Source organism: Pseudomonas sp. LBUM1663 (genome assembly GCF_059695905.1).
This window is the reverse complement of record NZ_CP166792.1, coordinates 3,778,670-3,803,529: the sequence shown is the minus strand read 5'-3', so window position 1 is coordinate 3,803,529 and position 24,860 is coordinate 3,778,670. Positions and strand designations below refer to the sequence as shown.

Sequence of the window (24,860 nt, the reverse complement as noted above, 5' to 3'; positions counted from 1 at the left end):
GTTTTGTTCACAGTGCATCGCCTAGAAGCTTTAAATATTCCGGGCTCTCGGAAATGGAATTGTGGCCCACCCCCGGTATGACCCGCAGCGTGGCCACGCCTTTGGCAAAATGCGTGTAGAGCTGCTCGGTGCTGGAGCGCGGTATGACTTCGTCGTGCTCTGCCGCGATCAGCAGCGTCGGTATCGTGATGTGCGCCGCGTACTTCCATGATTCAAACCGCTCCTGCAGCAACCACTTCACCGGAAACCACGGGAACTGGCGCACGGCGAGGTCTTCCAGGCTGTTGTAGGGCGTAATCAAAATCAGATTTGAGGCCGGGCGCTGGCTGGCGAGGCGCACGGCGACCCCCGAACCGAGGCTGCGCCCGACCACGGCGATGTGAGGATGAGTGTCGTAGACCTTGTCAAACAAAGTCATGGCATCGCGCTGAATCGACTCCTCCGAAGGCGAGCCGGAGCTTCCCCCGAAACCTCGATAGTGCAGCAAATAGATCGCATGCTCCGGGAACGCCTGGGCGAAGCCGGGCAAGTTGCGAGAGACATCCTCGGCATTGCCGCCGAAATAGATCAACGCCTTCGGCCCGTCGTGGGGCCTGACCGACACCCGCACGTCCGCATCGTCTACCGTCAGCGTGAGCAGCGTTTCGGGCGTCTCGATGGCGCTGGGCTGCGGGAAGTAGATGAGCGCGCGCTGAAACACGAACAGCGCCGCACAGAGCGCCAAGTACAACGCGGCCAGGATGACGACGATTAACACCAGGGTTCGTGGCATTCGGCTAACTTTAGTGGGCGACATTGACGGCTCTGGGCTGAGAAACCCAATCCACTGGATCGGAGCCAGAGTTTAGTTCATCGGTAGCGGGGCACACCGAGCCCGGCTACAGAGGAGGGCGCCCATGCCCATTGCTGCAAAATGGCTCGACGTCCAGCCCGGTGAAAGAACCGCGCTGATGCTGGGGTTTGCGTTCCATTTCTGCGTGCTGGCCAGTTATTACCTGGTGCGACCGCTGCGCGATGCCTTGGGTCTCGAGGGCGGAGCCGACAAATTGCAGTGGCTGTTCACGGCGACGTTCGGGGTGATGTTGCTGATGGTGCCGGTGTTTGGTGCGATGGCGGCGCGGCTGCCGGCCACGCGTTTCGTGCCGTTGATCTATCGCGTGATCGCCGCGTTGATGCTGGTGTTTGGTGTATTGATCGCCAATCACATTGCGCCGGTGGCCGTCGGGCGGGTGTTCTTCGTCTGGATCAGCCTCTACAACCTGTTCATCGTCAGCATTTTCTGGAGCGTGCTGGTCGACCGGTTTACCAGTGAACAAGGGCGACGGCTGTTCGGATTCATCGCGGCGGGGGGCACCCTGGGCACGTTCATCGGGCCGTTGCTGGCGGCGACCATGGCCACGCGTCTGGGCCCGGTGGCGTTGACCGTCGCGGCGGCGCTGCTGCTGGAAGTCGCGGTGCGCTGCTATCGGGCGCTGCTCTCCCAAACCCAATCGCAGTCCGGCAGCCGCTTGATGGATGATCGGCGCATGGGCGGCAGCATGCTGGCCGGGATCACCCTGATTGTGCGCTCGCCCTATCTGCTGGGGCTGGTGTTGTTCATGCTGCTGCACACCAGCGCCGCGACCTTGTTGTATTTCGAGCAGGGACGGATTGTGGCGGGTAGCTATGCTGATGTGGCCAGCCGCACGCTATTTTTCGCCGTGGTCGATTTGATCGTGTCGACGCTGACCTTGATCTTTCAACTGCTGCTGACGGCGCTGTTGATACGTTTGGTCGGTGTCGGCGGGGCGCTGGTGGCATTGCCGCTGGCGACCCTCGTGGCGTTTACCGCCATGGCCCTGGCACCCGTGCCCGCCACCGTCGCCCTGGCGCAGGGGCTGCGTCGTGCGGTCGAGTTCGCCATCGTGCGGCCGGCGCGTGAAGTGTTGTGGACCGTAGTCAGCCGCGAGGAAAAGTACAAGGCCAAGAATGTGATCGAAACCCTGGTGTATCGCGGTGGAGATGCCGCCAGTGGCTGGTTATCGGTGGGTTTGACGGCACTGGGCGCCGGTTTTGGTCTGATAGCGCTGGTGATCGTACCGTTTGCCGGGCTGTGGGGCTGGTTATGCCTGTGGCTTGCCAGGCACCAGGAACAAAGGGCTGACAGCAAAAAGGTGGAAGGACCACTGCATGAGCCACACTGATGGATACACGCGTCGCCAAATACTCACGCTGGCTGCCGGGGCTTCGGCGGTTTTCACCTTCGGGCCGGCCTTCGCTGCAACCACGCCGTCGAAGGACACAGGAGGCAAGAACATGCTGACCCGCGCCATTCCTTCCAGCTCCGAGCCATTGCCCATCGTCGGGTTGGGCACCTATCGCGGGTTTGATGTCGAGCCATCGAGCCCCGCCTACAAGCAGTTGCCCGCCGTTCTGCGCGCATTGTTCGAGAAGGGCGGAACGGTCATCGACAGCTCGCCGATGTACGGCCGGGCCGAAGAGACGACCGGTGAGTTGCTGTCGATTCATGAGCCACGTTCGCCGGCCTTCCTGGCCACCAAGGTCTGGACCCGTGGCCGCGAAGAGGGCATCGCGCAGATGGAACAGTCCTTCAAGCTGCTGCAAACCGATCGCATCGATCTGATGCAGATCCACAACCTACTGGACTGGCAAACCCATTTGCCGACCTTGCGAAAATGGAAGGAAGAAGGGCGCATCCGCTACATCGGCATCACCCATTACACGGCGTCGGCGTATGACGAGGTGGAAGCGGTGCTCAAGGCCGAGCCGTTGGATTTCTTGCAGATCAACTATGCGCTGGATGACCGCGGCGTCGAGAAACGCATCCTGCCGCTGTGCCGCGAGCGCGGCGTGGCGGTGATCTGCAATCGGCCGTTCGGCGGCGGCAACCTGCTCAGCCGCTTGAAGGACAAACCCTTGCCGCGCTGGGCGGCGGATGTGAGGGTCAACAGTTGGCCGCAGATGGCGCTGAAGTTCTTGCTGTCGCATTCAGCGGTGACCTGCGTGATTCCCGGCACCGGCAACCCGCGCTATATGGCGGACAACGCCGGCGCCGGTTTCGGGCCGATGCTGACCGGTGCGCAGCGCGAGCAGTTGATCGATATCGTCGGTTAGGCGCAAGTTATCGCTGGAGGCGATCAGCGACGATCCAGCCACACCGTCTGGGCATTGCAGAACTCGCGCACGCCGAAGTGCGACAGCTCGCGGCCAAATCCGCTTTTCTTCACGCCGCCGAAGGTGACGCGCGGGTCGCTTGCGCAGTAGCCATTGATGAACACACCACCGGTTTCCAGTTCGCCGGCCATCTGCTGGGCACGTTCGACGTTGCCGGTGTAGATCGTCGCGGCGAGGCCGAATTCGCTGTCATTGGCCAGTTCCAGCGCGTGGGCGGCATCGCGTGCGGTGATGATCGAGGCGACCGGGCCGAACAGTTCCTGCTTGAACGAAGTCATCTGGTCGGTGACATCACCGAAGACAGTCAGCTCGTAGAAGTTGCCCGGGCCTTCAGCCTTCTTGCCACCCAGCAGCAACGTCGCGCCTTCTTCCAGGGTGTCGCGCACCTGTTGATCCAGTTCATCTCGCAGATCGAAGCGAGCCATCGGGCCGATGTAAGTGTCGGCGGCTAGTGGATCGCCGACCACCAGGTTGCGCGTGGCTTCGACGAACTTGCGTGTGAATTCCTCGACGATGCCTTGTTCGACGATCAAGCGTTTTGCGGCTGCGCAGACTTGCCCGGTGTTCTGATAACGGCCAATCACGGCGGCTTTGACCGCTTCGTCGAGGTCGGCATCGTCGAGCACGATGAAAGGATCGGAACCGCCCAGTTCCAGTACGCATTTCTTCAACGCTGCTCCGGCCTGCGCGCCGATGGCCATGCCGGCGCGCACGCTGCCGGTGAGGGTCACCGCTGCGATGCGCGGATCAGCGATCGCCGTGGAGACGCCCTCTGGCGTGACGTTGATGACCTCGAACACACCTTCAGGGAAGTCGGCTTGCTTGAAGGCTTCCCGCAGCAGGTAAGCGCTGCCCATCACGTTTGGCGCATGTTTGAGCACGTAGGTGTTGCCAGCGATCAGCGCAGGAACGGCGCCACGCAGGACCTGCCAGATCGGGAAATTCCACGGCATCACCGCGAGAATCGGGCCGAGCGGACGATATTCAATGCGTGCTTTGCCACCTTCAACCAGAGTCGGCTCGGCGGTCAGCATGGCCGGGCCGTGTTCGGCGTACCACTCGCAGAGCTGGGCACATTTTTCGATTTCACCGCGGGCCTGGGTGATCGGCTTGCCCATCTCCAGGGAAATCATGTTCGCCATCGCTGCCGCGTTGTCGCGCAATGCCTGAGCCAGGGTGATCAATAGCTGTGAGCGTTGCGCAACCGCTGTGCTGCGCCAGACACGGAACCCGGCAGCGGCACGGGACAGTGCAGCCTGCAGCGCCGAAGCGGATTCAAACGGGTAGTTGCCGATCTGCTCGCCGGTGGCGGGGTTGATCGAAATGGCGTGGGTGAGGCTGGAAACGTTGGTCATGGCACCGTCCTGCTAGGTGGGAATACGCTCAGGTTACGGTGGCGTTTGTTTTCTGGAAACTGAATAATGCTGAGCATATCGTTCACGTTTGGAGAATGACTTTGGATCTGGTTCAGCTGGAAATTTTCAAAGCAGTGGCCGAACACGGCAGCATCAGCGTGGCCGCCCAACACATCCACCGAGTGCCGTCGAACCTGACGACACGGATCAAGCAATTGGAGCAAGACTTGGGTGTGGACCTGTTTATCCGCGAGAAAAGCCGCCTGCGCCTGTCGCCAGCCGGTTGGAGTTTTCTCGATTACGCCCGGCGGATTCTCGACCTGGTGCAGGAAGCCCGGGCGACGGTGGCTGGTGAAGAACCCCAGGGCACCTTCGCGCTGGGGTCACTGGAGAGCACGGCGGCGGTGCGCATCCCTGGGCTGTTGGCGGCCTATAACCAGAAGCACGCCAAGGTCGAGCTGGACCTGTCCACCGGACCGTCCGGGACCATGATCGACGGCGTGCTGTCGGGCCGATTGGCCGCTGCGTTTGTCGACGGCCCGGTGCTGCACCCTGCACTGGAAGGCGTGCCGGCGTTCGAGGAAGAAATGGTGCTGATCGCGCCGCTCCACCATGCCCCGATCCACCGCGCGCGGGAGGTCAACGGCGAAAACATCTATGCGTTCCGCTCCAATTGCTCCTACCGCCACCACTTTGAAAGCTGGTTCGCCAAGGACGCGGCAGTGCCCGGCAAAATCTTCGAAATGGAGTCCTATCACGGCATGCTGGCCTGCGTCAGCGCCGGAGCCGGCCTGGCGCTGATGCCGCGCAGCATGCTCGAAAGCATGCCGGGCTGCACCACGGTGAGTGTCTGGCCGTTGTCGCCATCCTTCCGGTTTTTGTGCACCTGGCTGGTGTGGCGCAGAGGGACGGTGTCCCAGAGCCTGACCATGTTTGTGCGCCTGCTGGAAGAGCGCGGTGTAGTACAACCAGAAACCTGAATCCCTGAATAAACACAAAACCCTGTGGGAGTGAGCCTGCTCGCGATAGCGGTCTGACAGCCATGAATTCTTTGACTGACACACCCTCATCGCCAGCAGGCTGGCTCCCACATAGGTATCCATACCTGCATCATTCAGCCTGAGCAGCGAACCATTGCATGACCTGCGCGCACGCCGGATGAGTCGCCGCCGAAGGTTGCAGGCACAGCGAATAGACGCCGCGGGTCTTCAACGGGCTGCCGAACGGAACGACCAGCACCCCGCGATCAATCGATTCCTGCGCCAGGGTCAGATCGGTCACCGCCACCCCCAGCCCACGCGCTGCCGCATCAAGCGCCAACTCGTCGAGGTTGAAGGGAATGTGCCGATAGTCCTGCAGCGGCTTGCCGTCATTGGCGGCCAGCCATTCGATCCAGGCTTGCTGGTCGGCCGAACGATGCAGCAGCGGGAAACGCACCAGATCCTCCACCGACGCCAGCGGCCGAGATTCACTGGCGAGGCCGAGCGCACACACTGGCACCAGCGCTTCCTCGAACAGGGTCAGGCAGGCGGGATCGCTGGACGGTTCGGGCAGGTAGAGGATGTAGGCGTCGCTGTCGCTGGCCGGCTCGACGATCTCGGTCGCCACGGTTTCGATCGACAGGGAAATGTCCGGGTGGCAGCAATAGAAATCGCTCAGTTTCGGCAACAACCAGCGTACCGCCAGCGACACATGCATGCGGATGCGAAACGGGCGTTTTTGCGGAGACAGCCGATCCTCAAGGGTTTTCAGTTGATCGAGAATAGTGCGCGCGCTGGCCAATACCTGTTCGCCCTCCGGGGTCAGGCGAATGCTGCGGCTACTGCGCACGAACATCGGCACGCCGAAGTGACTTTCCAGCTGCTGGATTTGCCGGCTGACGGCGCTTTGGGTCAGGCAGAGCTTATGCGCCGCTTGGGTGAAGCTGCCCATCTCAGCAACTTCCACCAATGCCTGCATGGCTTGAAGGGAAGGGACGTGACGAATCTTATCCATGCGTTTTATGAATGGCTCAATGAGTTTATAACGTTGGTTGTAGCACCGAAGACCTAATAGATTCTAGTCCTGGCCGCCGCCATCAGACATTGCCTATGCAATGACCGCATGCGCCGGCGAGCAGAACGACAGTCTAGGCAGGTGACGCATGAATAATGAATGTGGCTGGATCGCGCAAGCAGGATGTGCCCCGGCGCGTGATGGTCTGATCGGCGCGCAAAAGGCCGATTGGCTGATCATCGGTGCGGGCATTACCGGCCTCAGTGCCGCCCATGCGCTGGCGCAGATGCACCCTCAGGCGCGCATCGTGGTGGTCGACCGGCAGCGCGCGGCCCAGGGTGCTTCGGCACGTAATTCCGGATTTGTGGTGGCCCACGAGCACCCCTCCAATGATGAATTGATCGGCAACTCCGGGTTTGCCGGGTTTGAAGTGGACACCACGATTTCCCGTGCCGCCAGTGCGGAAGTGCGCAAGGTGATCTCCCGACACAGCATCGAATGCGACTTCCGGGAGTCGGGCTATTTCTTCGCCGTCAGTGATCCCGGCAAGCTGACCCATATCGACGCCAAGCTGCACACCCTGCGGGCGCTCGGTGCATCGGCGGAGTTTTTCGAAGGCGAGCAACTGAAGCAGAAACTCGGCACCCGGCATTACCGCGCCGCGATCTGGTGCGGCAAGGGCAACGCGTTGCTGCAACCGGCAAAGTACGTGAAGGGCTTGCTGGAAGCACTGCCGGAGACCGTGACCGTCTACGAAAATACCGACATCACCGGCCTCGACCGTCTGGGGAAAGGGCGTGTGCGGGCCAGCGGCATCGATGGCAGCATTGAGGCGAAGCAGGTGCTGATCTGCCTCAACGCCTTCGTGCCGCGCGCGGGTATCCAGGACAGCGGCACCTTTGCCATGGAACTGAGCGCCAGCCTTACGCGGCCGTTGAGTGACGAAGAGTTTCGCAACATCGGCAGTGTCGAGCCCTGGGGCGTGCTGTCCACCCGTCCGCTCGGCGCCACGGTACGGCTGACACCCGATCGTCGGGTGATGATCCGCAACACCGCGGAATACCGCTCGCGGGATTTGTCCAGCCATGAACTGGCGATCCGTCGCCAGCACCATGTGCTGGGTTTGCAGCGGCGTTTCCCGTGGCTGACCGAGCAGGATATCCAGCACACCTGGACCGGACACCTGAGCGCCTCTCGCTCCGGGCAGCCGTTTTTTTCCAGGGTGGAAGAGGGCGTGTTTGCCGTGGCCGGCTGCAACGGTTCGGGCGTGGCGCGCGGCACCCTTTGGGGACGACTGCTCGCCGAACTGGCGTCGGGCGTTGGCTCGCCGTTGCTCGATTCAGTGATGGACAGAGCCCAACCCGGCTGGCTCCCGCCGCGACCCTTGCTCGACATCGGCGCGATGTTTCGGATGCGTGTCGAAGCCGTCCGTGCGAGGACAGAAATCTAGATTCCGGTTATCCCAAAAGAACAAAAAGGTGATTGAACATGCAGGCCCCTACTATTTCCCTGATGGTTGCGCTCACGACGTTTTCAGCAGTCAGCTACGCGGCCGAAGAGGTCAATATTTCCAACTGGAACGGCTACATCGCCGACGACACCTTGAGCAACTTCACCCGGGAAACCGGGATCAAGGCGACTTACGACATTCACGACAGCAACGAAGTCCTGGAATCAAAACTGATGACCGGCAATACCGGTTATGACGTGGTCAGCCCTTCGAATCATTTCCTGTCGCGATTGATCAAGGCTGGTGCGATTCAGAAACTGGACAAGAGCCAGCTGCCGAACTGGAAAAACCTCGATCCGGCGCTGCTGAAAAAACTCGAGGTCAATGACCCGGGCAACCAGTACGGCTATCCGTACATGTGGGGCACGGCGGGAATTGGCTACAACGTCGAGAAAATCAAAGCGATCTTCGGCACCACCGACGTCACCCATTCCTGGAGCCTGATTTTTGATGAGAACAACATCAAGAAGTTGAGTGAATGCGGCGTGGCGATCATCGATAACCCGACGCAAATTCTGCCGATCACCCTCAATTACCTGGGACTGCCACCCCATAGCCACGAGCCGGCGGATTACAAGAAGGCCGAGCAAACGCTGCTCAAGATCAGGCCTTACGTCCAATATTTCCATGCGTCCAAGTACGTCAGCGACCTGGCCAATGGCAATGTCTGTGCCGTGATCGGCTTCAACGGTGATGTGGTGCAAGCGGCCGCCAGTGCCAAGGAAGCGAACAACGGCATCGAGATCGCCTATTCGATCCCGGACGAAGGCTCGACCCTGTGGCTCGACATGGTGGTCATGCCCAAGAGTGCGCCCCACGAGAAAAATGGCTATGCCTACATGAACTACTTGTTGAAGCCTGACGTCATCGCCAACATCAGCAACAGCATCCACTACGCCAACCCGAACCTGGCAGCGGATACGTTGGTCAATCCGGCGGTGAAGCAGGACCTGGCGATCTACCCGCCGAAAACCGTGATGGACAAGTTGTTCACCGTCGAGGACCTGCCCGCCGCGATTGCACGGTTGAGCACACGGTTGTGGACCAAGCTGAAAACCAACACCTGACGCAAAGGTGCCTGGGTTCCGTTGACGGAACCCAGGCCGCAAAGCATCACGCTCGTTTCGGCAGTTTCCAGTTCGGCCGAATGAAGTGGCAGGTGTAACCGGTGGGCAGTCTTTCCAGGTAATCCTGATGCTCTGGCTCTGCCTCCCAGAACGGGCCCGCAGGGACGATTTCAGTCACGACCCGGCCGGGCCACAGACTGGAGGCATCCACATCGGCCGCTGTGTCCTCGGCCACCGCTTGCTGCTCTTCGTTCAGATAGAAAATCGCCGAGCGGTAGCTGAGGCCTATGTCGTTACCTTGGCGATTGGCGGTCGACGGATCGTGAATCTGAAAGAAAAACTCAAGGATCTGGCGGTAGCTGGTGATGGCCGGGTCAAACACGACCTCGATCGCTTCGGCGTGGGTGCCATGGTTGCGGTACGTGGCATTGGGCACATCGCCGCCGGAGTAACCCACGCGCGTCGACAGCACGCCTTTTTGTTTCCTTATCAGATCCTGCATGCCCCAGAAGCAGCCGCCGGCCAGAAGGGCGGTTTCAGTTTGCGTGGTCATCGCTTACTCCTCAGTGTTCATTGATGTGATCAGGTTGTTGCGCAGAGGCTCGATCGAGGTCTGCAGTGGCGTGAACTCATTCTGCATCAGACCGGTCGCGCCCGAGAACCTCGTTTCTGCCTTCCGACGGGTCGACGTGCAGGGACACGTCGAACCCGCCGCGCGTGCGTCATGCCGTGAGGACTTTCAGATCCACGTCGATGTTGCCACGGGTCGCCTTCGAGTACGGGCAGATCTGGTCGGCGGTGTGTGCCAGGGTCTTTGCAACGTCGTCCGTCAGGCCGGGCACGCGCAGGGTTAAACGAGCTTGAAGGAAGTACTCCGCACCGGTCTGACCGACGTCGACTTCGATGTCGACGGACATGTCCGCCGGCAGCACCACGTTCAGGTCATTGGCTACCAGCCCGACGGCGGCGGTGTAGCAGGCCGACCATGCACCGGCGAACAATTGCTCGGCGGCCGGGTGCGGCTGGGTGGCGGCGAACACGTGCGCAGGCTGGGCGTTGCCGGGCGACGAGAGGGCGATATCGAGGCTGCCGTTGTGGCCGCGCGAGGTGTTGCCGGTGCTGCTGGCGGTGGTGTGGGTTTTGCCAGTGGCCAGTACTTTTTCGATCTTGCTCATGGATGATTACCTGAATGTTTCAATAAGGTTTGTGTTCGTATGCGCTTACATCGCATACGACATGTAGGGTGTTTCTAGAAAGCCAATTGATGTCAAAGCTTCGCGGTGTATCAGGCCGTGATTACGTTCAGGGCCACGTCAATGTTGCCGCGGGTTGCTTTGGAGTACGGGCAGATCTGGTCTGCGGCGTGGGCGATTTCTGTTGCGACACCCTGATCCAGACCTGGAGCGCGCAGCGTCAGGCGTGCCTGGAGGAAGTAAGCGTCGCCGGTCTGGCCCAAGTCCACTTCGATATCGACGGACAAATCGGAGGGAAGCTCAACGTTGCGCTGTTTGGCAGCAAGACCGACGGCGGCGATGTAGCAGGCCGACCAGGCACCGGCAAACAGTTGCTCGGCTTTCGGGTGTGGCTGGGTGCCTTTGAATTCATGAACGGGTTTGTCGCTGCCGGGCGACGAAAGCACGATGTCGAGGCTGCCGTTATGGCCGCGCGAAGTGGTGCCCGTGCTGCTCATGGTGGTGTGGGTTTTGCCGGAGGCCAGGACTTTTTCGATCTTGCTCATGGGATGAATCCTCAAAGGTGCAGTAGGGTTTGATTGTATGGCGTATACGTTTGTATCGTATGCGATGGAAATAATACTCGCGCAGCCGCCCATTGAAGTCAATAGGGGAGAGGCCTGCTTGGCGACGAACGGTCGAATGGGAAGGAAGTGGTATTGGCTCCCGGTTCTGCGCACAACGAAAAAGCCCGCACAGGGCGGGCTTCGAAATCGAGTAGGTGGCCAGCGCTGGTCTCTGGCTTACAAGGTTTATCAGGCTTCTGACAGAACAGTTTTGTGCTGTCCTGCTTCACACGGCATAAGGGCTGGACCTCACCTCGGAGATCTTTCTAACCGTGTACCCTTAGGAGCGCGCCCCACGCTTCCTCGCTATCCTCTTGCGCATCAGTCTGCGTCTTCACCTACAGGTTTTAGAATAGCAAAGGCTGCGAAACGCAAACCGGACTTTTTAGACCGATTTCGTCCTTGGGCAACGGCGGCAGGATGGATAAATGCTATAGGGAACAACCCGGTACAGCCTGCCGGGAAGGCAGGCCGCAATGTGGGCCAGGCTTAAACCAGATTGAGGGTGACGTCGATGTTGCCACGGGTTGCTTTGGAGTAAGGGCAGGTTTGATGTGCGGCATCCACTAACGCCCGTGCGACGACAGGATCGAGACCAGGAAGGCTGACATTGAGGCGTGCCTGGAGGAAAAAAGCGTTGTCGGACTTGCCCAGGTCCACTTCGGCATCAACGGCGACGCCGCTTGGCAAGGTCACCTTCAGCGCAGCAGCCGCTTTACCTATCGCGCCGATGAAACAGGCCGACCAGCCAGCAGCCAGCAGCTGTTCCGGGTTGGTCCCAGCCCCTGAAGAGCCAGGCGGGGAAAGCTTGATGTCCAGACGTCCATCCGAACTCTTCGATTCGCCGTCGCGGCCGCCGGTGGTGTGGGTCTTGCCGGTATACAGCACGGTGTCGATTTCATTGATCATGACGGGTTCCTGCTAAAGGGTTGGGGGCCTCACCGTTTATGTCGCCGCGTTACGGACGAGCGGGAGAGGCCCCACTTTTCCACCTTTATGTAGTGCCTGTGTGTCCTAATCCGGTGGTTGTGTATCGCTGTGTAAGATCGTCAGCGAACATACACGCCGATACAAATCCGTTACGCCTGCCAGTTTTTTCGGTGAGCCGGTGCGCCCAATGGCGAACTGGTTGCACCGCCGTCGACGACAATCTCTGCGCCCACGACATTCGAAGAGTCGCTGGAGGCGAGGAACAAGGCGACGGTGGCCACTTCTTCAGCTTCGCCAATGCGACCGAGCGGGATCGTGGTGTTCAGTTTTTCCTCCAGCGCATCCATGCCCACTTTCACCGTGTGGGGGTTCCATACCGGTGTGCGTGCAGCGCCAGGGGTAATCTGGTTGACGCGAATGCCACGCGGGGCAAATTCTGCGGCCATCACCCGGGTCATGGAACGGACGGCGCCCTTGCTTGCCGCGTAGGCGCTGTAACCCGGCCATCCCATGACGGCATGCACCGATCCGTTCAAAATAATCGAGGCACCGGCCTCAAGGGACTGGTGGCAGAAGGTGTGTTGCGGATGGCGCCGGCGGCTGATGGAAGCATCTACAAGGAATACGTCCTGACTGAAAAGGGCAGGGCCTTGCAAACCGTCCTGATTGCCTTGTCGCAGTGGGGCAACGAGTTTTTGTACGAACCGGGCGAAACGGGATCGGTCATGGTCGACGCACAGGATCGTCAGCCGATCCAGAAACTGCAGTTGGTTTCAACGGACGGACGACGTATCAAGCCAGAAGACATCGTGACCAAACTGGGCGTACCGCACTGACGCACCCACGTGCTTGTATCTGAACGTATCCCCGGCGCCAGCAGTTACCTGGGCATACAAAACCATGCTGTTCTCGACACTTGCGCGATACACCGCGACCTCGTAATGAAGCCACCGCAACCGCGGCAATCATTGGAGAATTGCGATGTCCCGTATCAAATCCCGTCACACCGCAGGCCTGCTCGGCATCGCCCTGGCTGCCGCCGTATCACTTAACGCATTCGCGGCTGAAGAAGTGAAGGCGCCCGTTGACGCCAGCCCGGCAAAAAGCTGGCAGACAGGCCTGCACCGCACGGACCTGGTGCGCCAGGACCTCGACATTTCCAAGGGTGAGGTGATTCAGGTGCGTGTCGATTTCGACCCGGGCGTCACATCCCCCAAGCATTCTCATCCTGGCGTGGAAGTCGCTTACGTCATCTCGGGCACGTTTGAGTATCAGCTCGAAGGGCGGGCGCCAGTGACGCTCAAAGCCGGTGACTCCTTGTACATCCCCGCAGGCACCGTGCATCTTGCGAAGAACGTCGGTGACGGCAAAGCCTCAGAGCTGGCGACCTACCTCGTGAAAAAAGACACACCGCTGTTGATCCTTAAAGACTAATCAATAGCCGCCCGATGCACTGCATCGGGCGCCTCGTTGAACCGAGTCTTCAGATCCCGCCTGTTTCACCCGGCCAACCGGCCTGACGCAAGGCCTTGAGCAGTGTCTTTGCGTCCAGACCCGGCACGGTATGGCCGTTACCTTCAGTCGTTTCAGCGGCCAGCACGGCGTTGATGATCGCTTCTTCCACCGCTTCAGTCGCCGCCAAAAACAACTCGCTGATGTGGTCGTTGTTGACCATGCTCAGGTTGTCGCAAGTAGGCGCACCTTTCCCTTCGTAAGCGGCCGGTGGCACGTGTTGGTTGCCGGTGGCGAAGGCGATGAAAATGTCGCCGCTGTGGTCTTCGTTGCCGCCGCCGGTACCGGCAAGCCCGAGGCTGGCACGCTGTGCGAGGCGCGTGCATTGATGCGGCAGCAGCGGCGCATCGGTGGCCAGGCACAAGACGATCGAGCCCATCCCCGGATAAGGCAGCGATGCCTTGAGGAACGGTGAGTCAGCCTGTTCCATATAACGCCCGACCGGGTAACCATCGACGCGCAGTTCATTGCGAATGCCATGGTTGGCCTGGACGATCGCACCGACAGTCCAACCGCCCTGGGCCTTGCTCAATTGGCGTGTTGCCGTTGAGCACATGGACGCCGGCAAAACACGGTTACAGCCGCGTTGACCCAAACAATGGCCACACACCAGAACCCTTGTAGGAGCACTCAGTCCATCAGCGTAAACACCAACGCCTTCAACCCGCATTCAACATCAGCATCCGGAAACTCCGGCGGATTCTCCAGTCGCCGCTCGAACCGCAAACCCGGCGCTTCACGCATCACGCCATCAATCAGGAAATCCGCCCCGAACGCCGGATCGTTCATGCACGCCAGCACCGTCCCTTGGGGGCTGAGCAACTCCGGCAGCCGACGCAATACGCGCTGGTAATCCTTGGTCAGCAGGAAACTGCCTTTCTGAAAGGACGGCGGATCGATGATCACCAGGTCGTAAGGGCCCTTGCCGATCACCTTGCCCCAGGACTTGAACAAATCATGGCCGAGAAAACTCACCTTGCTCATGTCATGGCCATTGAGCCGATGGTTGTCGCGACCACGGTTCAGCGCCGGGCTGGACATGTCCAGGTTGACCACGTGTTCGGCGCCTCCCTCGATGGCGGCGACCGAAAAGCCGCAGGTGTAGGCGAACAGATTCAACACGCGCTTGCCATCGGCATTGGCCCTTACCCAGTCGCGACCGTAGCGCATGTCGAGGAACAACCCGGTGTTCTGCTTGCGGCCCAGGTCCACGCGATAACGCAGGCCGCCCTCGGTGATGATCAATTCCTCGATCGCTTCCCCAAGCAGCCATTCGGTGGTGCTTTGCAGCAGGTAGCGGTGTTGCAGCAACAGGGTCTGCGCCCCTGATTGTTGCCACTGCGCCGATTCAGTGACCGCCATCAGCAACCGCTTCAAATCTTCCAGCTGCGCTGCTTCAGGTTCCTTGAACAGCGACACCAGCACCACCCCCTGCAGCCAGTCGACGGTCAATTGCTCCAGCCCAGGCCAGCACCGGCCCCGGCCATGGAACAGCCGGCGGGTTTCTGCGGGTGCATCGGCCAGGGCTGTCAGCAAATGGTCGTGAAGGGTGGAGAGAGCGTCAGCGTTCATCGGGCAGGGCCAGCAGTTTGATGGGGGCGGCATTTTAAACACAATTGCGCCGCAGTTCTGCGGGGTATTACCAAACCTCATGCCCCTATGACATTTCATGGTTACAGCCCCTCAATCTCCCAGTGTTAAAAAATCGCAAACACAGCTCATCAACAACAAAAAAGAGCGTTTGCACCTATGACTGATTCTCTGCGCCACGACCCGCTCTCTTCGCTCCCTGACATTTGCCATGCGACCTCCACAGTCTGCGTGCATTTCTGATCATCCAAAAAATCACTGAAGAGTAATGACCCATGAAAGAACTCGACCTGTACATCGGTGAAGGTTTCGAAGGCCCGGGCGTAAACGCCGCGCATATCAACATTCTGATCGGCCCGCGTAACGGTCCGGCGGGGCAGGCGTTTGCCAATAGCCTGGCGTCGCCGAGCCAGGGCCATTGTCCGTTCATGGTGATCGCCCAGCCGAACATTCCGGTGAAGCCGATGACCCTTTATGTCAACAAGGCTGCGATCAGCAGCGACTTGCATGGCAACGCTACCTGGGGTGCGTCGCAGGCCGGGATCGCCAAGGCTGTTCTGGAAGCGCTGCTCGACGGTACCTTGCCGCCGGAAGCTGAAGACGAGTGGGCGATCGTCACCGCGAACTGGGTCAACCCGGCCTGCGATGACCTGGATGCGGTCTACCTGAACAACTACAACGCCTGCCGCACGGCGATCCGTGCCGCGCTGACCGGCAAGCCGCAAACCGCGCAACTGGCAGATGTGGTCGATCACATCAGCAACCCTTTCTACACGCCAAAAGCCTGAGGTCCGCGCCATGCAATACATTCGTCTTGGCCACTCCGGCCTGCAAGTCTCTCGCCTGTGCCTGGGCACCATGAACATGGGCACCCCGGACTGGAAACCGTGGATCTTCGATGAGAAGAAGAGCGAACCGATCGTCGCGCACGCGTTGGACAACGGTGTGAACTTCATCGACCTCGCCGACTTCTATTCCGCCGGCGTCGGCGAGGAAGTGGTCGGACGCATCGTCAAGCGCCTGGCCCGTCGCGAAGACCTGGTGATCACCACCAAGGTCGGTTACGGCACCCGCACCGGGATCAACGCCAGCGGCCATTCACGCAAGCACATCATGGACAGCATCGACGCCTCGCTGAAGCGCCTGAACATGGATTACGTCGATGTGTTCATGCTGCATTACTTCGACGTGAACACGCCGGTTGAAGAAACCATGAGCGCCATGAACGACATCGTGCGTTCCGGTAAGGCCCGGTACATCGGCGTGTCGACCATGCTCACCGGGCAACTGGCGAAGATCCTCATGGCCTGCGAGCGCAATGGTTGGGTCAAGCCGATCAACATGCAGCTGCAACTGAACTGCGCCTACCGCGAGGAAGAGCGCGAGATGATCCCGTTCTGCCGCGATCAGGGCTTGGGCGTCTCGGTGTTCAGCCCGCTGGCCCGTGGCTTGTTGACTGGTGACGTGCAGTCGACCCGCAACCAGACCGACTTTTTTACCCAGCAGATGTACAGCGACGAAGCCTCGTTTCAGATCGCGCATTCGGTACAGCGCGTGGCCCGTGCCCGTGGTGTGTCGAATGCGCAGATCGCCCAGGCCTGGGTCTCCAATCATCCGGGCGTGGATTGCATGCTGGTGGGCGCTGACACCACCGAGCAATTCGACAGTGCGCTGGCGGCGCTGGACACCAGACTCGACGCCGACGAGCTGCACGAGTTGGAACGCAATTACACCCCGTGCGACGTGATCAACGATTACACCGCCGGCAAACGTATCTTGCGTTCGGCCCGTCCGGGCCTGGAGCGCTTCAATCTGACTGAGGCTGTGGCATGAGCGCGCTGATCCGTAACGGCAATTTCATCGACGGCCAATGGACCAGCGGGGGGCCGACTTACCCGGTTTTCAACCCGGCCAATGGCGAGTTGATTGCCGAAGTACAAAAGGCCGGCGCCGAAGCCACCAACCTGGCCATCGACGCCGCCAACCGTGCCTTGCCTGCCTGGCGCAAATTGACCGCCAAGGAACGCAGCCAGAAGCTCAAGCGCTGGAGCGAGTTGATGTTGAGCAACCAGAAGGACCTGGCGACCTTGCTCAGCCGCGAGCAGGGCAAACCGCTGGCCGAAGCCATGGGTGAAGTGGTCTACGCCGCGAGCTTTCTGGAGTGGTTCGCTGAAGAAGCCAAACGCGCTTACGGCGACGTGATCCCGAGCCACAAGGCTGATGCGCGGATCATCGTAGTCAAGGAAGCCATCGGTGTGGTCGCTGCGATCACCCCGTGGAACTTCCCGCTGGCCATGGTCACCCGCAAGGTCGGCCCGGCACTCGCGGCAGGTTGCACGATGATTCTCAAGCCATCGGAAGAGACGCCGTTGTCGGCTTTTGCGCTGGCGGTACTGGCCGAACAGGCCGGGATTGCGGCGGGTGTGTTCAACATTGTTTCGGGCGATGCCGTGGCCATTGGTGGTGCGCTGCAAGCCTCAGGCATCGTGCGCAAACTGTCGTTCACCGGCTCTACCCGCACTGGCAAATTGCTGATGCGCCAGGCAGCGGACACGCTGAAAAAAGTGTCGCTGGAGCTAGGCGGCAACGCGCCGTTCATTGTCTTCGACGATGCTGATCTGGACGCTGCGGTCAAAGGCGCCATGGCCTCGAAGTTCCGCAACACCGGGCAAACCTGCGTCTGCGTGAACCGCTTCTTTATTCAGGACGGCGTGTACGAAGCCTTCACCGGCAAACTCGCCGAAGCCGTGGCGGCGATGCGGGTCGGCAGTGCGCTGGACGGCGAGACCGAGCAAGGTCCGCTGATCAACGCAGTAGCACTGGCCAAGGTTGAACTGCACGTAGGCGACGCGTTGGAGAAGGGTGCGAAGTTGTTGTGCGGCGGTCGTCGTCATGCGCTCGGCGGTACGTTTTATGAGCCGACCATCCTCGCCGAAGCCCACAGCGACATGCTGATCGCCCAGGACGAAACCTTCGGGCCGGTGGCGGCGTGCTTTCGCTTCAAGGACGAAGCCGAAGTCCTGCAAAAGGCCAACGACACGCCCTACGGTTTGTCGGCTTACTTCTACAGCCGTGACATCGGCCGTGTGTGGCGCATGGCCGAAGGCCTGGAAGCGGGCATGGTCGGAATCAACGAAGGGATCATTTCCACGGAAGTGGCACCGTTCGGAGGCATCAAGGAATCGGGCCTGGGGCGTGAGGGTTCGAAGTACGGTCTGGATGACTACCTGGAAATCAAATACCTGTTAATGGGCGGCCTGTAACGGCGCCAAACCTCGTGGGGGAAGGCTTGCTCGCGACAGCGGCGTGTCAGGCAACATAAATGTCGACTGAAACTTCCTCTTCGCGAGCAAGCCCGCTCCCACAAAAAAAGCTATCGGTTTCATTTCTCCGTCAATAACAACAATTGGAGACTTACATGTCCGTACAACCGGTAAAAATCGACGACCTGCCCATCGGGCGCTTCCACCTCAAAATCGCAGGACTGACCTTCGGCGCACACTTCACCGACGGCTACATCCTCGGCCTGATCGGTATCGCGTTCACGTTGCTCAGTCCGCAAATGCAGCTGGATGCGTTCTGGCAAGGTTTGATTGGCGCTTCAGCACTCATCGGCCTGTTTCTCGGCAGTCTGTTTTTTGGCTGGATCTCCGACAAGGTCGGCCGGCAGAAAATATTCCTGGTCAGCTTCGTGCTGATTACCATTGCCTCGGTGATGCAGTTCTACGCCGAGACAGCCATGGGACTGTTCCTGTGCCGGGTGTTGATCGGTATCGGGTTGGGCGGTGACTTCAGCGTCGGTCACGCCATGCTGGCCGAGTTTGCACCGAAGAAACATCGCGGTGTGCTGCTCGGTTCGTTCAGCGTGATCTGGACCTTCGGCTACGTCGCCGCTACGTTCGTCGGCACCGCCATGCTCAGCCTCGGCGACGATGCCTGGCGCTGGATGCTGGCCTCGTCGGCCATCCCGGCGGCGCTGATCCTGATTGCCCGCATTGGCACACCGGAGTCGCCGCGTTGGCTGGTGAACCAGGGCCGAATCGCCGAGGCGCGAGCGATCGTCAAGAAACACCTGGGTGACAACGTCGAACTCGACGAAACCCAATCCACCGAAACCCGTTCCGGCTACGCCGTGCTGTTCAGCCGTGAATACCGCAAACGCACCGCGTTCAATTGCCTGTTCTTCGTCTGCATCGTGATGCCGTACTTCGCCATTTACACCTTCCTGCCGTCGATCCTGCAAAAGATGGGTTTGGCCGAAGGCTTTGGCACGGAGCTGATGCTGAACATGCTGCTGATCCTCGGGGCGCTGATCGGCATCTGGTGCACGATTAAATTCTCTCGCCGCGGGTTCTTGATCAACTCGTTCATCATTCTGGCGGTCGCGTTGTTCATGTTGGCCGTGTTGCCGAGCAGCGCGGCGTTCCTGATGGTGTTGGTGTTTGGCTTGTTTACACTGGTGTTGTCGGCGGTGAGCAACCTGGTGGGGGTATTCCCGGCCGAGAGCTTCCCGACCGAAGTGCGGGCCAGCGGGATTGGCCTGGCGACAGCCGTCAGTCGCCTGGGTTCGGCGGTGAGTACATTCTTGTTGCCGGTGAGCGTGGCGGGGATCGGCTTGAGCCCGACCATGGGCATTCTGGCGGCGATTCTGGCGCTGGGTGCGTTGCTGTCATGGGCGTGGGCGCCGGAGACTAAATCGTTGACGCTGAGCCAGGCGTGCAAGGCGCAGAGTCCGGTGGAGGGGAGTGCAACGGGGGCAGCAAAAGTCGCGGCACCGATCTAATCAAGCCTCACCACCGTCTTCTGTAGCAGCTGCCAAGCCCGCAGCCTCGCGGGCTCGGCAGCTGCTACAGGTGCGGGTGATCAGGGATTACTGACCAATCCCAACCAATCGGTAAACAACCGCACTTTCGACAACCCCTGCTTGTCGTTCGCCACATCCAGCCAATAGCCATACGGCCCGATGACTTCTACCGGGGTGATCGGCAACAAACTGCCATTCGCCAGTTCCTTTTCGATCATCTGCCGATCAATCACTGCCAATCCACCCCCCGCCAGCGCGGTGTGGATCACCTGATCCAGTGTGCTGAACTCCAACCCTTGCCCCGCATCCACATCGTCGCGGCCCATCGCCGCCAGCCAGTTCTCCCAGACCTTCAAGCGCTTGCCGTCGTGCAAAATGTGCAGCAACGGAAACTGTCGCAGGTCCGGCGGTTGCCCGTCGTTGAACAGCTCCGGACTGGCCACCGCGATGTGCCGTTCCATCACCAGTAACTGACTGCTGCAATGGCTGGCGGCTTCGAGGCCGAAGCGGATGTGGCAATCGATTTCCGCGAGGTTGTCGTGGCTGGCCTGGTTGGTCACGCTCAGGCTGATGTCCGGGTAACGTTGGCAGAACACGCGCAAGTGCGCCGACAACCAGCGCGTGGCCCAGGTCGGTGGCGCGAGAATGCGCAGGCGCTGACGCAGGTTCGGCACGCGCACGGCTTGCAGGGCGCGTTCGATGTGGTCGAAGGCCTCCGCCAGATGCGGGGAGAGGGCGGTGCCGGTTTCGGTCAGTGACAAGCCTTGGGGCGTCCGTTTGAAGAGCGCCACGCCGAGGTAGTCTTCGAGCTGTTTGATCTGGCGACTGACGGCACCCTGAGTGACGTTCAGGACCAGGGCAGCCTGGCTGAAGCTGCGATGCCGCGCGACTTCCTCGAAGACACGCAGCATGTTGAGCGAAGGCAGTTGACGCATGGGAGGATGGCTCCGCACCGGCCTCGGGTGTCGCGTCGGGTCGGCTTATTGTTTTTGGATGGGGTTGTGGTGCCTATCTGACTATCAGGAGGGGGCTGATGCAAGTGTTGTCTGGACGGGCGTCTTCGCGGGCAAGCCCGCTCCCACAGGTTCGGTGATCCTGTGGGAGCGAGCTTGCTCGCGATGGCGTCCTTCAGGATGCTAAAAAACCCGGATCAGAAGTAATAACCGATGTTCATATACAACTGGTTTTCCCACTGGTCACTACCACCCGCGCCCAGACTCTGGGTGTAGCTGCTCCCGCCAATGTACGGATCGTTCTTGCCATAGATCCATTCCGTCGCGATCCACAGTTTGCTCAGCGAGAACGAGGTGCCGAGGATCATCCGTTGTGAGGTCTTGAAGTCGTCGGCGGATTTATCAAAGGCGCTGTAGTTGACGTACAGCTTCACGCCGCTGACCTGATCGAACAGGTATTTGCCGGCCACGTCATAACTCACATCCGCCACATACAGATTGCCGCGACTGGCGACGTTGTACGTGCCGTCGTAACCGCCCAGCGTCACCAGTTCATCAGTGCCGGCGTTGCGCGGCGACATCTGTTGCCGCGCCGCTTGCAGCTGAACACCCCAGGGACCGTTCTTGCCCAAGTAGTGAACGGCCACGGCGTTACGCCGGCCATCGTCATTGGTGTCCCTGTTCTGAAGCGACGACGTCAGGCCAGAAAGGCCGATTTCAGACTTCCATGGTCCCAGGTCCAGCGCCTTGGCCACGCGCAGCACCACGGTGTTGCGCTCCTGGTTGTCGCTGCCGTCGGCGACGTAACTGTCGGCTTCGGACACCACACTGGAGTAGGTGACCCCGTTGCTGGTGCCTTTGCCTTGCCACGCCGGGCGCAGGTAGTAACCGGCCTGGAGGTTCCAGTCGCCCGATTGCTGGATGTACTTGGCGCCAACCTGTTGCACATCTTCCAGGCCGATGACGTTGCCCAGGGTTTCGTAGAACGTGCTGCCGAAGTACGGCTGCAAACCAAACGGCACCGTGTTCAGGCCCACTTGCACCTGCTGATCGGTGTTGAACTTGTAGCCGGCCCACGCGAACTTGGCGAACTGGATGTCACCGTAGTTCTTGGTGTACTGGTAAGGGTAGGACCGCCCGTAGAAACGGTATTGAGCCTCACCGATCCACGTGTCGGAGTTGTACTTGGCGCTGAGGAACACGGTGTCCAGGCCGAACTTCTGGATGTCACGGTCCGGATCGTAATCCCAGCGGGCACGAATGGCACCGCCGAGGTCCAGGTTGTCGGTCACTTGTACCGCCATGGCAGGCGCTGCAAAGGTGCAGAGTAAAGCGAGGCAAGACGGACTAAGGCGCAGGGAAGCAGGGAAGTGCATGGGGCAGCTCTCGGTTATTTTTATTAGAGATGCCGGCCAGTCTTGCGATCAGCGATGCGTTGAACAAACGATAAAAAGCGCGAGTAAACCTTCGCCAGATGCATGTTACTGAGAAAATCCTGTAGGACAATGCACGGCGAGCGTGGGATGCTTTGCGTCTTGTCACTCATCCCGAGAGCCCTCCATGAAACGCAAAATGCCCGGCCTCAACGCGCTGAAAGCCTTTGAAGTGGCTGGCAGCACGGGCAGCTTCACCCGCGCTGCCGAGTTGTTGAATGTCACCCAGAGCGCCGTCAGCCGCCAGGTGCGTCAGCTGGAAGAACAGCTCGAAGAGACGCTGCTGGAACGCCGCCACCATCACCTCGAACTGACCAGCGCCGGGCGAATTCTGCTGCGGGCGCTGCATCAATCCTTCGACAAGATCGAACTGACCGTGCGCAGCATCCAGCAGAAATCCCATTCCAATCGCCTGCACATCAACGCGCCGCCGACCTTCACCAATCGCTGGCTGATGCCGCGCCTGGGGCGATTGCGGGAAAAGCATCCGGAACTGGAATTGAGCATCACCACACGGTTGCAGGACAGCCTGGCCGAAACCAGCACGCTCGATTGCGCGATCCGTTTCGGCGACGGCGAATGGGACGGGCTGGACAGCTCGCTGCTGTTCCAGGAGCGGCACATCGCGGTGTGCGCGCCGTCCTTGTATGGGCGGGAGTGGAGCGCGCAGGGCATCGACCTCAATCGCCTGACGTTGTTGCACGTCCTGGCCCGGGAAGACCAACGCTACCTGACCTGGAAACACTGGCTGGACGCGGCGCGCATTACCGGGGTCGATACCCAGGGCGGCTACGAGTTCGACCTGCTGGACCTGGCGATCCGTGCGTCCGTCGACGGGTTGGGCATCACCATCGCCGACTGGCACATGGTCGCGTCGGAACTGGCCAGCGGGCAGTTGACCCAAGTGCTGAACGTACATGTCGAAGGGCATCAGTCCTATTGGCTGGTGACCCGGCCGGAGCAGACATTGATGCCGCAGTTGCAGGTGTTCAGTCAGTGGTTGCAGGAAGAGATCTGGTTGGCGCAACGGCAGCTTGAGCCCTCGACCGCCGCCACCTGATAGACGCAGAAACCCTGTGGGAGCGAGCTTGCTCGCGATAGCGGTGTATCAGTCGACATCAATGTTGACTGGACTGCCCTCATCGCGAGCGAGCTCGCTCCCACAGGGAATCCCATTGTTTGGGGGTAACCTGCATTTTTCGAATGTTGCATCGCTCAATAAATCGTTTGTTCAACGCCTGCCAGATGCCAAGACTGCATCTCACTGGATAAAAACAACGATGGGCGATGCACATGCGACTCGAGCGAAATTTTGTTAATGGTCACTTCATAGAACCTGCCGGCGAAGCGCTGATCGCAGTCTTCAACCCGGCGACCGAAGCGCTGGTAGGCCACGTCTCGGCCGCGACCGCCGATGAAGCGGTCAATGCGGTGGAAGCCGCCGTCGCAGCCCAGAAAGTCTGGGGCAAACTCACCAGTATCGAACGCGCCGAACACCTGCGTTCCTTCGCCGACGCCCTTGATGCCTGCGCTGAAAATATCGGTGCAGCCCTGGCCGCCGAATCCGGCAAGAGCGTGGCTGATGCCAGCAACGAAGCCCGCTACGCCGCGCAGATCACCCGTTATCACGCCGAATGGGCGCGCCGGATCGAAGGCGAGATCATTCCCAGCGACAGCCCGAACGAAAACCTGTTTCTGCACCGTGAACCGATTGGCGTGGTCGCATGCCTGATTCCGTTCAATTACCCGGTTTACACGTTGCTGCGAAAAATCGCCCCGGCGCTGATTGCCGGCAACACCGTGGTGGTGCGCCCGAGCAACAACACTCCGACCTCGGCGTTCGAAATCGCCAAAGCTGTGCAGCAATCCGGTTTGCCCGCAGGGGTGGTGAACATTCTGACCATGGATCACGCCACGGCCGCCGCCGTTTGCACGCACAAGGCGGTCGGTTTGATCACCCTGACCGGCAGCGTCAACGCGGGGCGCATCGTGCTCGATTACTGCAAGGCCAACATCGCCAAGCCTTCGCTGGAACTGGGCGGCAAGACGCCCGCGATCATCGAGGCCGACGCCGATCTGGAAAAAGCCGCCAGCGACATCATTGCCTCCAAGACCACTCACTGCGGCCAGTTGTGCACGGCGGTGGAGCGGGTCTATGTGCAAGAAAGCGTCTACGAGCCATTCCTTGCCCTGCTGCAAGCCAAAATCAGCGCCGTGAAGTTCGGCGACCGCGCCACCGATGCGAACCTGATGGGCCCGTTGGTTAGCGCCAGCTCGCAACAGAACATTCATGCCATGGTTGAGCGCGCCGTCGCCGCCGGTGCTGTACTGGAAACTGGCGGTGTGTTGCCGGACGGCAAGGGGCATTTCTACCCGCCAACCTTGCTCAGCGGATGCCGCCAGGACATGGAAATCATCCAGGAAGAAATCTTCGGCCCCGTGTTGCCGGTACTCAAGTACCGCGACATCGACGAAGCGCTGGCCATGGCCAACGACCATCAGTTCGGCCTGTCTTCGGTGCTGTACACCGAGAACTACCGCACCACGATGAAAGTCGCCAACGCCATCGAGGCCGGCGAGTTGTACGTCAATCGCACCCCGGCGGACCCGTACCAGGGCTTCCACGCCGGCTGGAAACGCTCGGGCCTGGGCGGCGATGACGGCAAGCACGGCATGCTCGAATTCACCCAGACCCGTCTTGTGGTCATGAAGTATTGATCCACCCGCAACACGCCTCAC

24 protein-coding genes and 1 pseudogene are annotated in these 24,860 nt (G+C 60.3%); 13 read left to right on the top strand and 12 right to left on the bottom strand.

Features of this window, described 5'->3' with window-relative positions; genetic code table 11:
* Window positions 1-7 precede the first annotated feature (7 nt).
* Complete coding sequence (locus ACA075_RS17355) at window positions 8-772, bottom strand: alpha/beta hydrolase (protein WP_497294123.1); 765 nt, start codon at window positions 770-772, stop codon at window positions 8-10.
* A 124-nt stretch (window positions 773-896) separates the two neighbouring features.
* Here ACA075_RS17355 and ACA075_RS17350 point away from each other — a divergent pair, with 124 nt between their 5' ends.
* Window positions 897-2,183, top strand: coding sequence for an NTP/NDP exchange transporter (locus tag ACA075_RS17350; protein ID WP_497294122.1), 1,287 nt, complete (start codon window positions 897-899; stop codon window positions 2,181-2,183).
* Window positions 2,170-3,114 (top strand): aldo/keto reductase, encoded by a 945-nt coding sequence (locus ACA075_RS17345; RefSeq protein ID WP_497294120.1) that lies wholly within the window; start codon window positions 2,170-2,172, stop codon window positions 3,112-3,114. Before ACA075_RS17350 ends, ACA075_RS17345 begins: the two co-directional genes overlap by 14 nt.
* A gap of 23 nt (window positions 3,115-3,137) precedes the next feature.
* Here the strand turns inward: ACA075_RS17345 and ACA075_RS17340 are convergent, their stop codons facing one another.
* On the bottom strand, window positions 3,138-4,529 hold the full coding sequence (locus ACA075_RS17340; RefSeq protein ID WP_497294118.1) for an aldehyde dehydrogenase family protein: 1,392 nt from the start codon (window positions 4,527-4,529) through the stop codon (window positions 3,138-3,140).
* A gap of 101 nt (window positions 4,530-4,630) precedes the next feature.
* On the opposite strand from ACA075_RS17340, the gene ptrR reads away from it, so the two are divergent.
* Entirely contained in the window at window positions 4,631-5,509 is an 879-nt protein-coding gene (ptrR, locus tag ACA075_RS17335) for a putrescine utilization regulator PtrR (protein ID WP_497299283.1), read from the top strand.
* 130 nt (window positions 5,510-5,639) lie between these two features.
* Here the strand turns inward: ptrR and ACA075_RS17330 are convergent, their stop codons facing one another.
* Complete coding sequence (locus ACA075_RS17330; protein ID WP_497294116.1) at window positions 5,640-6,524, bottom strand: LysR family transcriptional regulator; 885 nt, start codon at window positions 6,522-6,524, stop codon at window positions 5,640-5,642.
* 148 nt (window positions 6,525-6,672) lie between these two features.
* On the opposite strand from ACA075_RS17330, the gene ACA075_RS17325 reads away from it, so the two are divergent.
* Window positions 6,673-7,974: an NAD(P)/FAD-dependent oxidoreductase gene (locus ACA075_RS17325; RefSeq protein ID WP_497294114.1), complete on the top strand. Its 1,302-nt coding sequence runs from the start codon at window positions 6,673-6,675 to the stop codon at window positions 7,972-7,974.
* A 38-nt stretch (window positions 7,975-8,012) separates the two neighbouring features.
* On the top strand, window positions 8,013-9,101 hold the full coding sequence (locus tag ACA075_RS17320) for a polyamine ABC transporter substrate-binding protein (RefSeq protein WP_497294113.1): 1,089 nt from the start codon (window positions 8,013-8,015) through the stop codon (window positions 9,099-9,101).
* A gap of 46 nt (window positions 9,102-9,147) precedes the next feature.
* Here the strand turns inward: ACA075_RS17320 and msrA are convergent, their stop codons facing one another.
* The 5 genes from msrA to ACA075_RS17295 all read right to left on the bottom strand — a co-directional run bounded on the left by msrA (window position 9,148) and on the right by ACA075_RS17295 (window position 12,341).
* Window positions 9,148-9,654 carry a peptide-methionine (S)-S-oxide reductase MsrA gene (msrA, locus tag ACA075_RS17315; protein WP_497294111.1) on the bottom strand — a complete coding sequence of 169 codons (507 nt, stop codon included), beginning with the start codon at window positions 9,652-9,654 and terminating at the stop codon, window positions 9,148-9,150.
* 169 nt (window positions 9,655-9,823) lie between these two features.
* Window positions 9,824-10,276: an Ohr family peroxiredoxin gene (locus ACA075_RS17310; RefSeq protein WP_497294110.1), complete on the bottom strand. Its 453-nt coding sequence runs from the start codon at window positions 10,274-10,276 to the stop codon at window positions 9,824-9,826.
* Window positions 10,277-10,386: 110 nt separating this feature from the next.
* Window positions 10,387-10,839 carry an Ohr family peroxiredoxin gene (locus tag ACA075_RS17305; protein ID WP_497294108.1) on the bottom strand — a complete coding sequence of 151 codons (453 nt, stop codon included), beginning with the start codon at window positions 10,837-10,839 and terminating at the stop codon, window positions 10,387-10,389.
* A gap of 549 nt (window positions 10,840-11,388) precedes the next feature.
* Window positions 11,389-11,808 (bottom strand): organic hydroperoxide resistance protein, encoded by a 420-nt coding sequence (locus ACA075_RS17300; protein ID WP_497294106.1) that lies wholly within the window; start codon window positions 11,806-11,808, stop codon window positions 11,389-11,391.
* A gap of 170 nt (window positions 11,809-11,978) precedes the next feature.
* Entirely contained in the window at window positions 11,979-12,341 is a 363-nt protein-coding gene (locus tag ACA075_RS17295) for an SDR family oxidoreductase (protein WP_497294105.1), read from the bottom strand.
* A 6-nt stretch (window positions 12,342-12,347) separates the two neighbouring features.
* Between ACA075_RS17295 and ACA075_RS17290 the strand changes: the two genes are divergently transcribed.
* On the top strand, window positions 12,348-12,665 hold the full coding sequence (locus ACA075_RS17290) for a winged helix-turn-helix transcriptional regulator (RefSeq protein WP_497294103.1): 318 nt from the start codon (window positions 12,348-12,350) through the stop codon (window positions 12,663-12,665).
* A 145-nt stretch (window positions 12,666-12,810) separates the two neighbouring features.
* The gene (locus ACA075_RS17285; RefSeq protein ID WP_497294102.1) at window positions 12,811-13,263 is read left to right on the top strand and encodes a cupin domain-containing protein; all 453 of its coding nucleotides are present in this window, start codon (window positions 12,811-12,813) and stop codon (window positions 13,261-13,263) included.
* A gap of 49 nt (window positions 13,264-13,312) precedes the next feature.
* Here ACA075_RS17285 and ACA075_RS17280 read toward each other — a convergent pair.
* Window positions 13,313-13,888 (bottom strand): annotated as a pseudogene (locus ACA075_RS17280) (P1 family peptidase); the annotation flags it as partial.
* An 83-nt stretch (window positions 13,889-13,971) separates the two neighbouring features.
* The gene (locus ACA075_RS17275; RefSeq protein ID WP_497294100.1) at window positions 13,972-14,913 is read right to left on the bottom strand and encodes a class I SAM-dependent methyltransferase; all 942 of its coding nucleotides are present in this window, start codon (window positions 14,911-14,913) and stop codon (window positions 13,972-13,974) included.
* A gap of 293 nt (window positions 14,914-15,206) precedes the next feature.
* Here ACA075_RS17275 and fae point away from each other — a divergent pair, with 293 nt between their 5' ends.
* The 4 genes from fae (at window position 15,207) to ACA075_RS17255 (ending at window position 19,714) form a co-directional block, all read left to right on the top strand.
* Window positions 15,207-15,719, top strand: coding sequence for a formaldehyde-activating enzyme (gene fae / locus ACA075_RS17270; RefSeq protein ID WP_497294098.1), 513 nt, complete (start codon window positions 15,207-15,209; stop codon window positions 15,717-15,719).
* Window positions 15,720-15,729: 10 nt separating this feature from the next.
* Entirely contained in the window at window positions 15,730-16,764 is a 1,035-nt protein-coding gene (locus ACA075_RS17265; RefSeq protein ID WP_497294097.1) for an aldo/keto reductase, read from the top strand.
* Window positions 16,761-18,194 carry an NAD-dependent succinate-semialdehyde dehydrogenase gene (locus tag ACA075_RS17260; protein WP_497294095.1) on the top strand — a complete coding sequence of 478 codons (1,434 nt, stop codon included), beginning with the start codon at window positions 16,761-16,763 and terminating at the stop codon, window positions 18,192-18,194. Before ACA075_RS17265 ends, ACA075_RS17260 begins: the two co-directional genes overlap by 4 nt.
* Window positions 18,195-18,349: 155 nt before the next feature.
* Complete coding sequence (locus ACA075_RS17255; protein ID WP_497294094.1) at window positions 18,350-19,714, top strand: MFS transporter; 1,365 nt, start codon at window positions 18,350-18,352, stop codon at window positions 19,712-19,714.
* Window positions 19,715-19,794: 80 nt separating this feature from the next.
* Here the strand turns inward: ACA075_RS17255 and ACA075_RS17250 are convergent, their stop codons facing one another.
* A complete protein-coding gene (locus ACA075_RS17250; protein ID WP_497294093.1) occupies window positions 19,795-20,670 on the bottom strand; it encodes a LysR substrate-binding domain-containing protein in 876 nt (291 codons plus the stop codon).
* A gap of 215 nt (window positions 20,671-20,885) precedes the next feature.
* Window positions 20,886-22,064: a hypothetical protein gene (locus ACA075_RS17245; RefSeq protein ID WP_497294091.1), complete on the bottom strand. Its 1,179-nt coding sequence runs from the start codon at window positions 22,062-22,064 to the stop codon at window positions 20,886-20,888.
* 184 nt (window positions 22,065-22,248) lie between these two features.
* Between ACA075_RS17245 and ACA075_RS17240 the strand changes: the two genes are divergently transcribed.
* Window positions 22,249-23,181 carry a LysR substrate-binding domain-containing protein gene (locus ACA075_RS17240; protein WP_497294089.1) on the top strand — a complete coding sequence of 311 codons (933 nt, stop codon included), beginning with the start codon at window positions 22,249-22,251 and terminating at the stop codon, window positions 23,179-23,181.
* Between the two features lie 233 nt (window positions 23,182-23,414).
* Window positions 23,415-24,839 (top strand): aldehyde dehydrogenase, encoded by a 1,425-nt coding sequence (gene aldA / locus ACA075_RS17235; RefSeq protein WP_497299282.1) that lies wholly within the window; start codon window positions 23,415-23,417, stop codon window positions 24,837-24,839.
* Window positions 24,840-24,860: the final 21 nt, after the last annotated feature.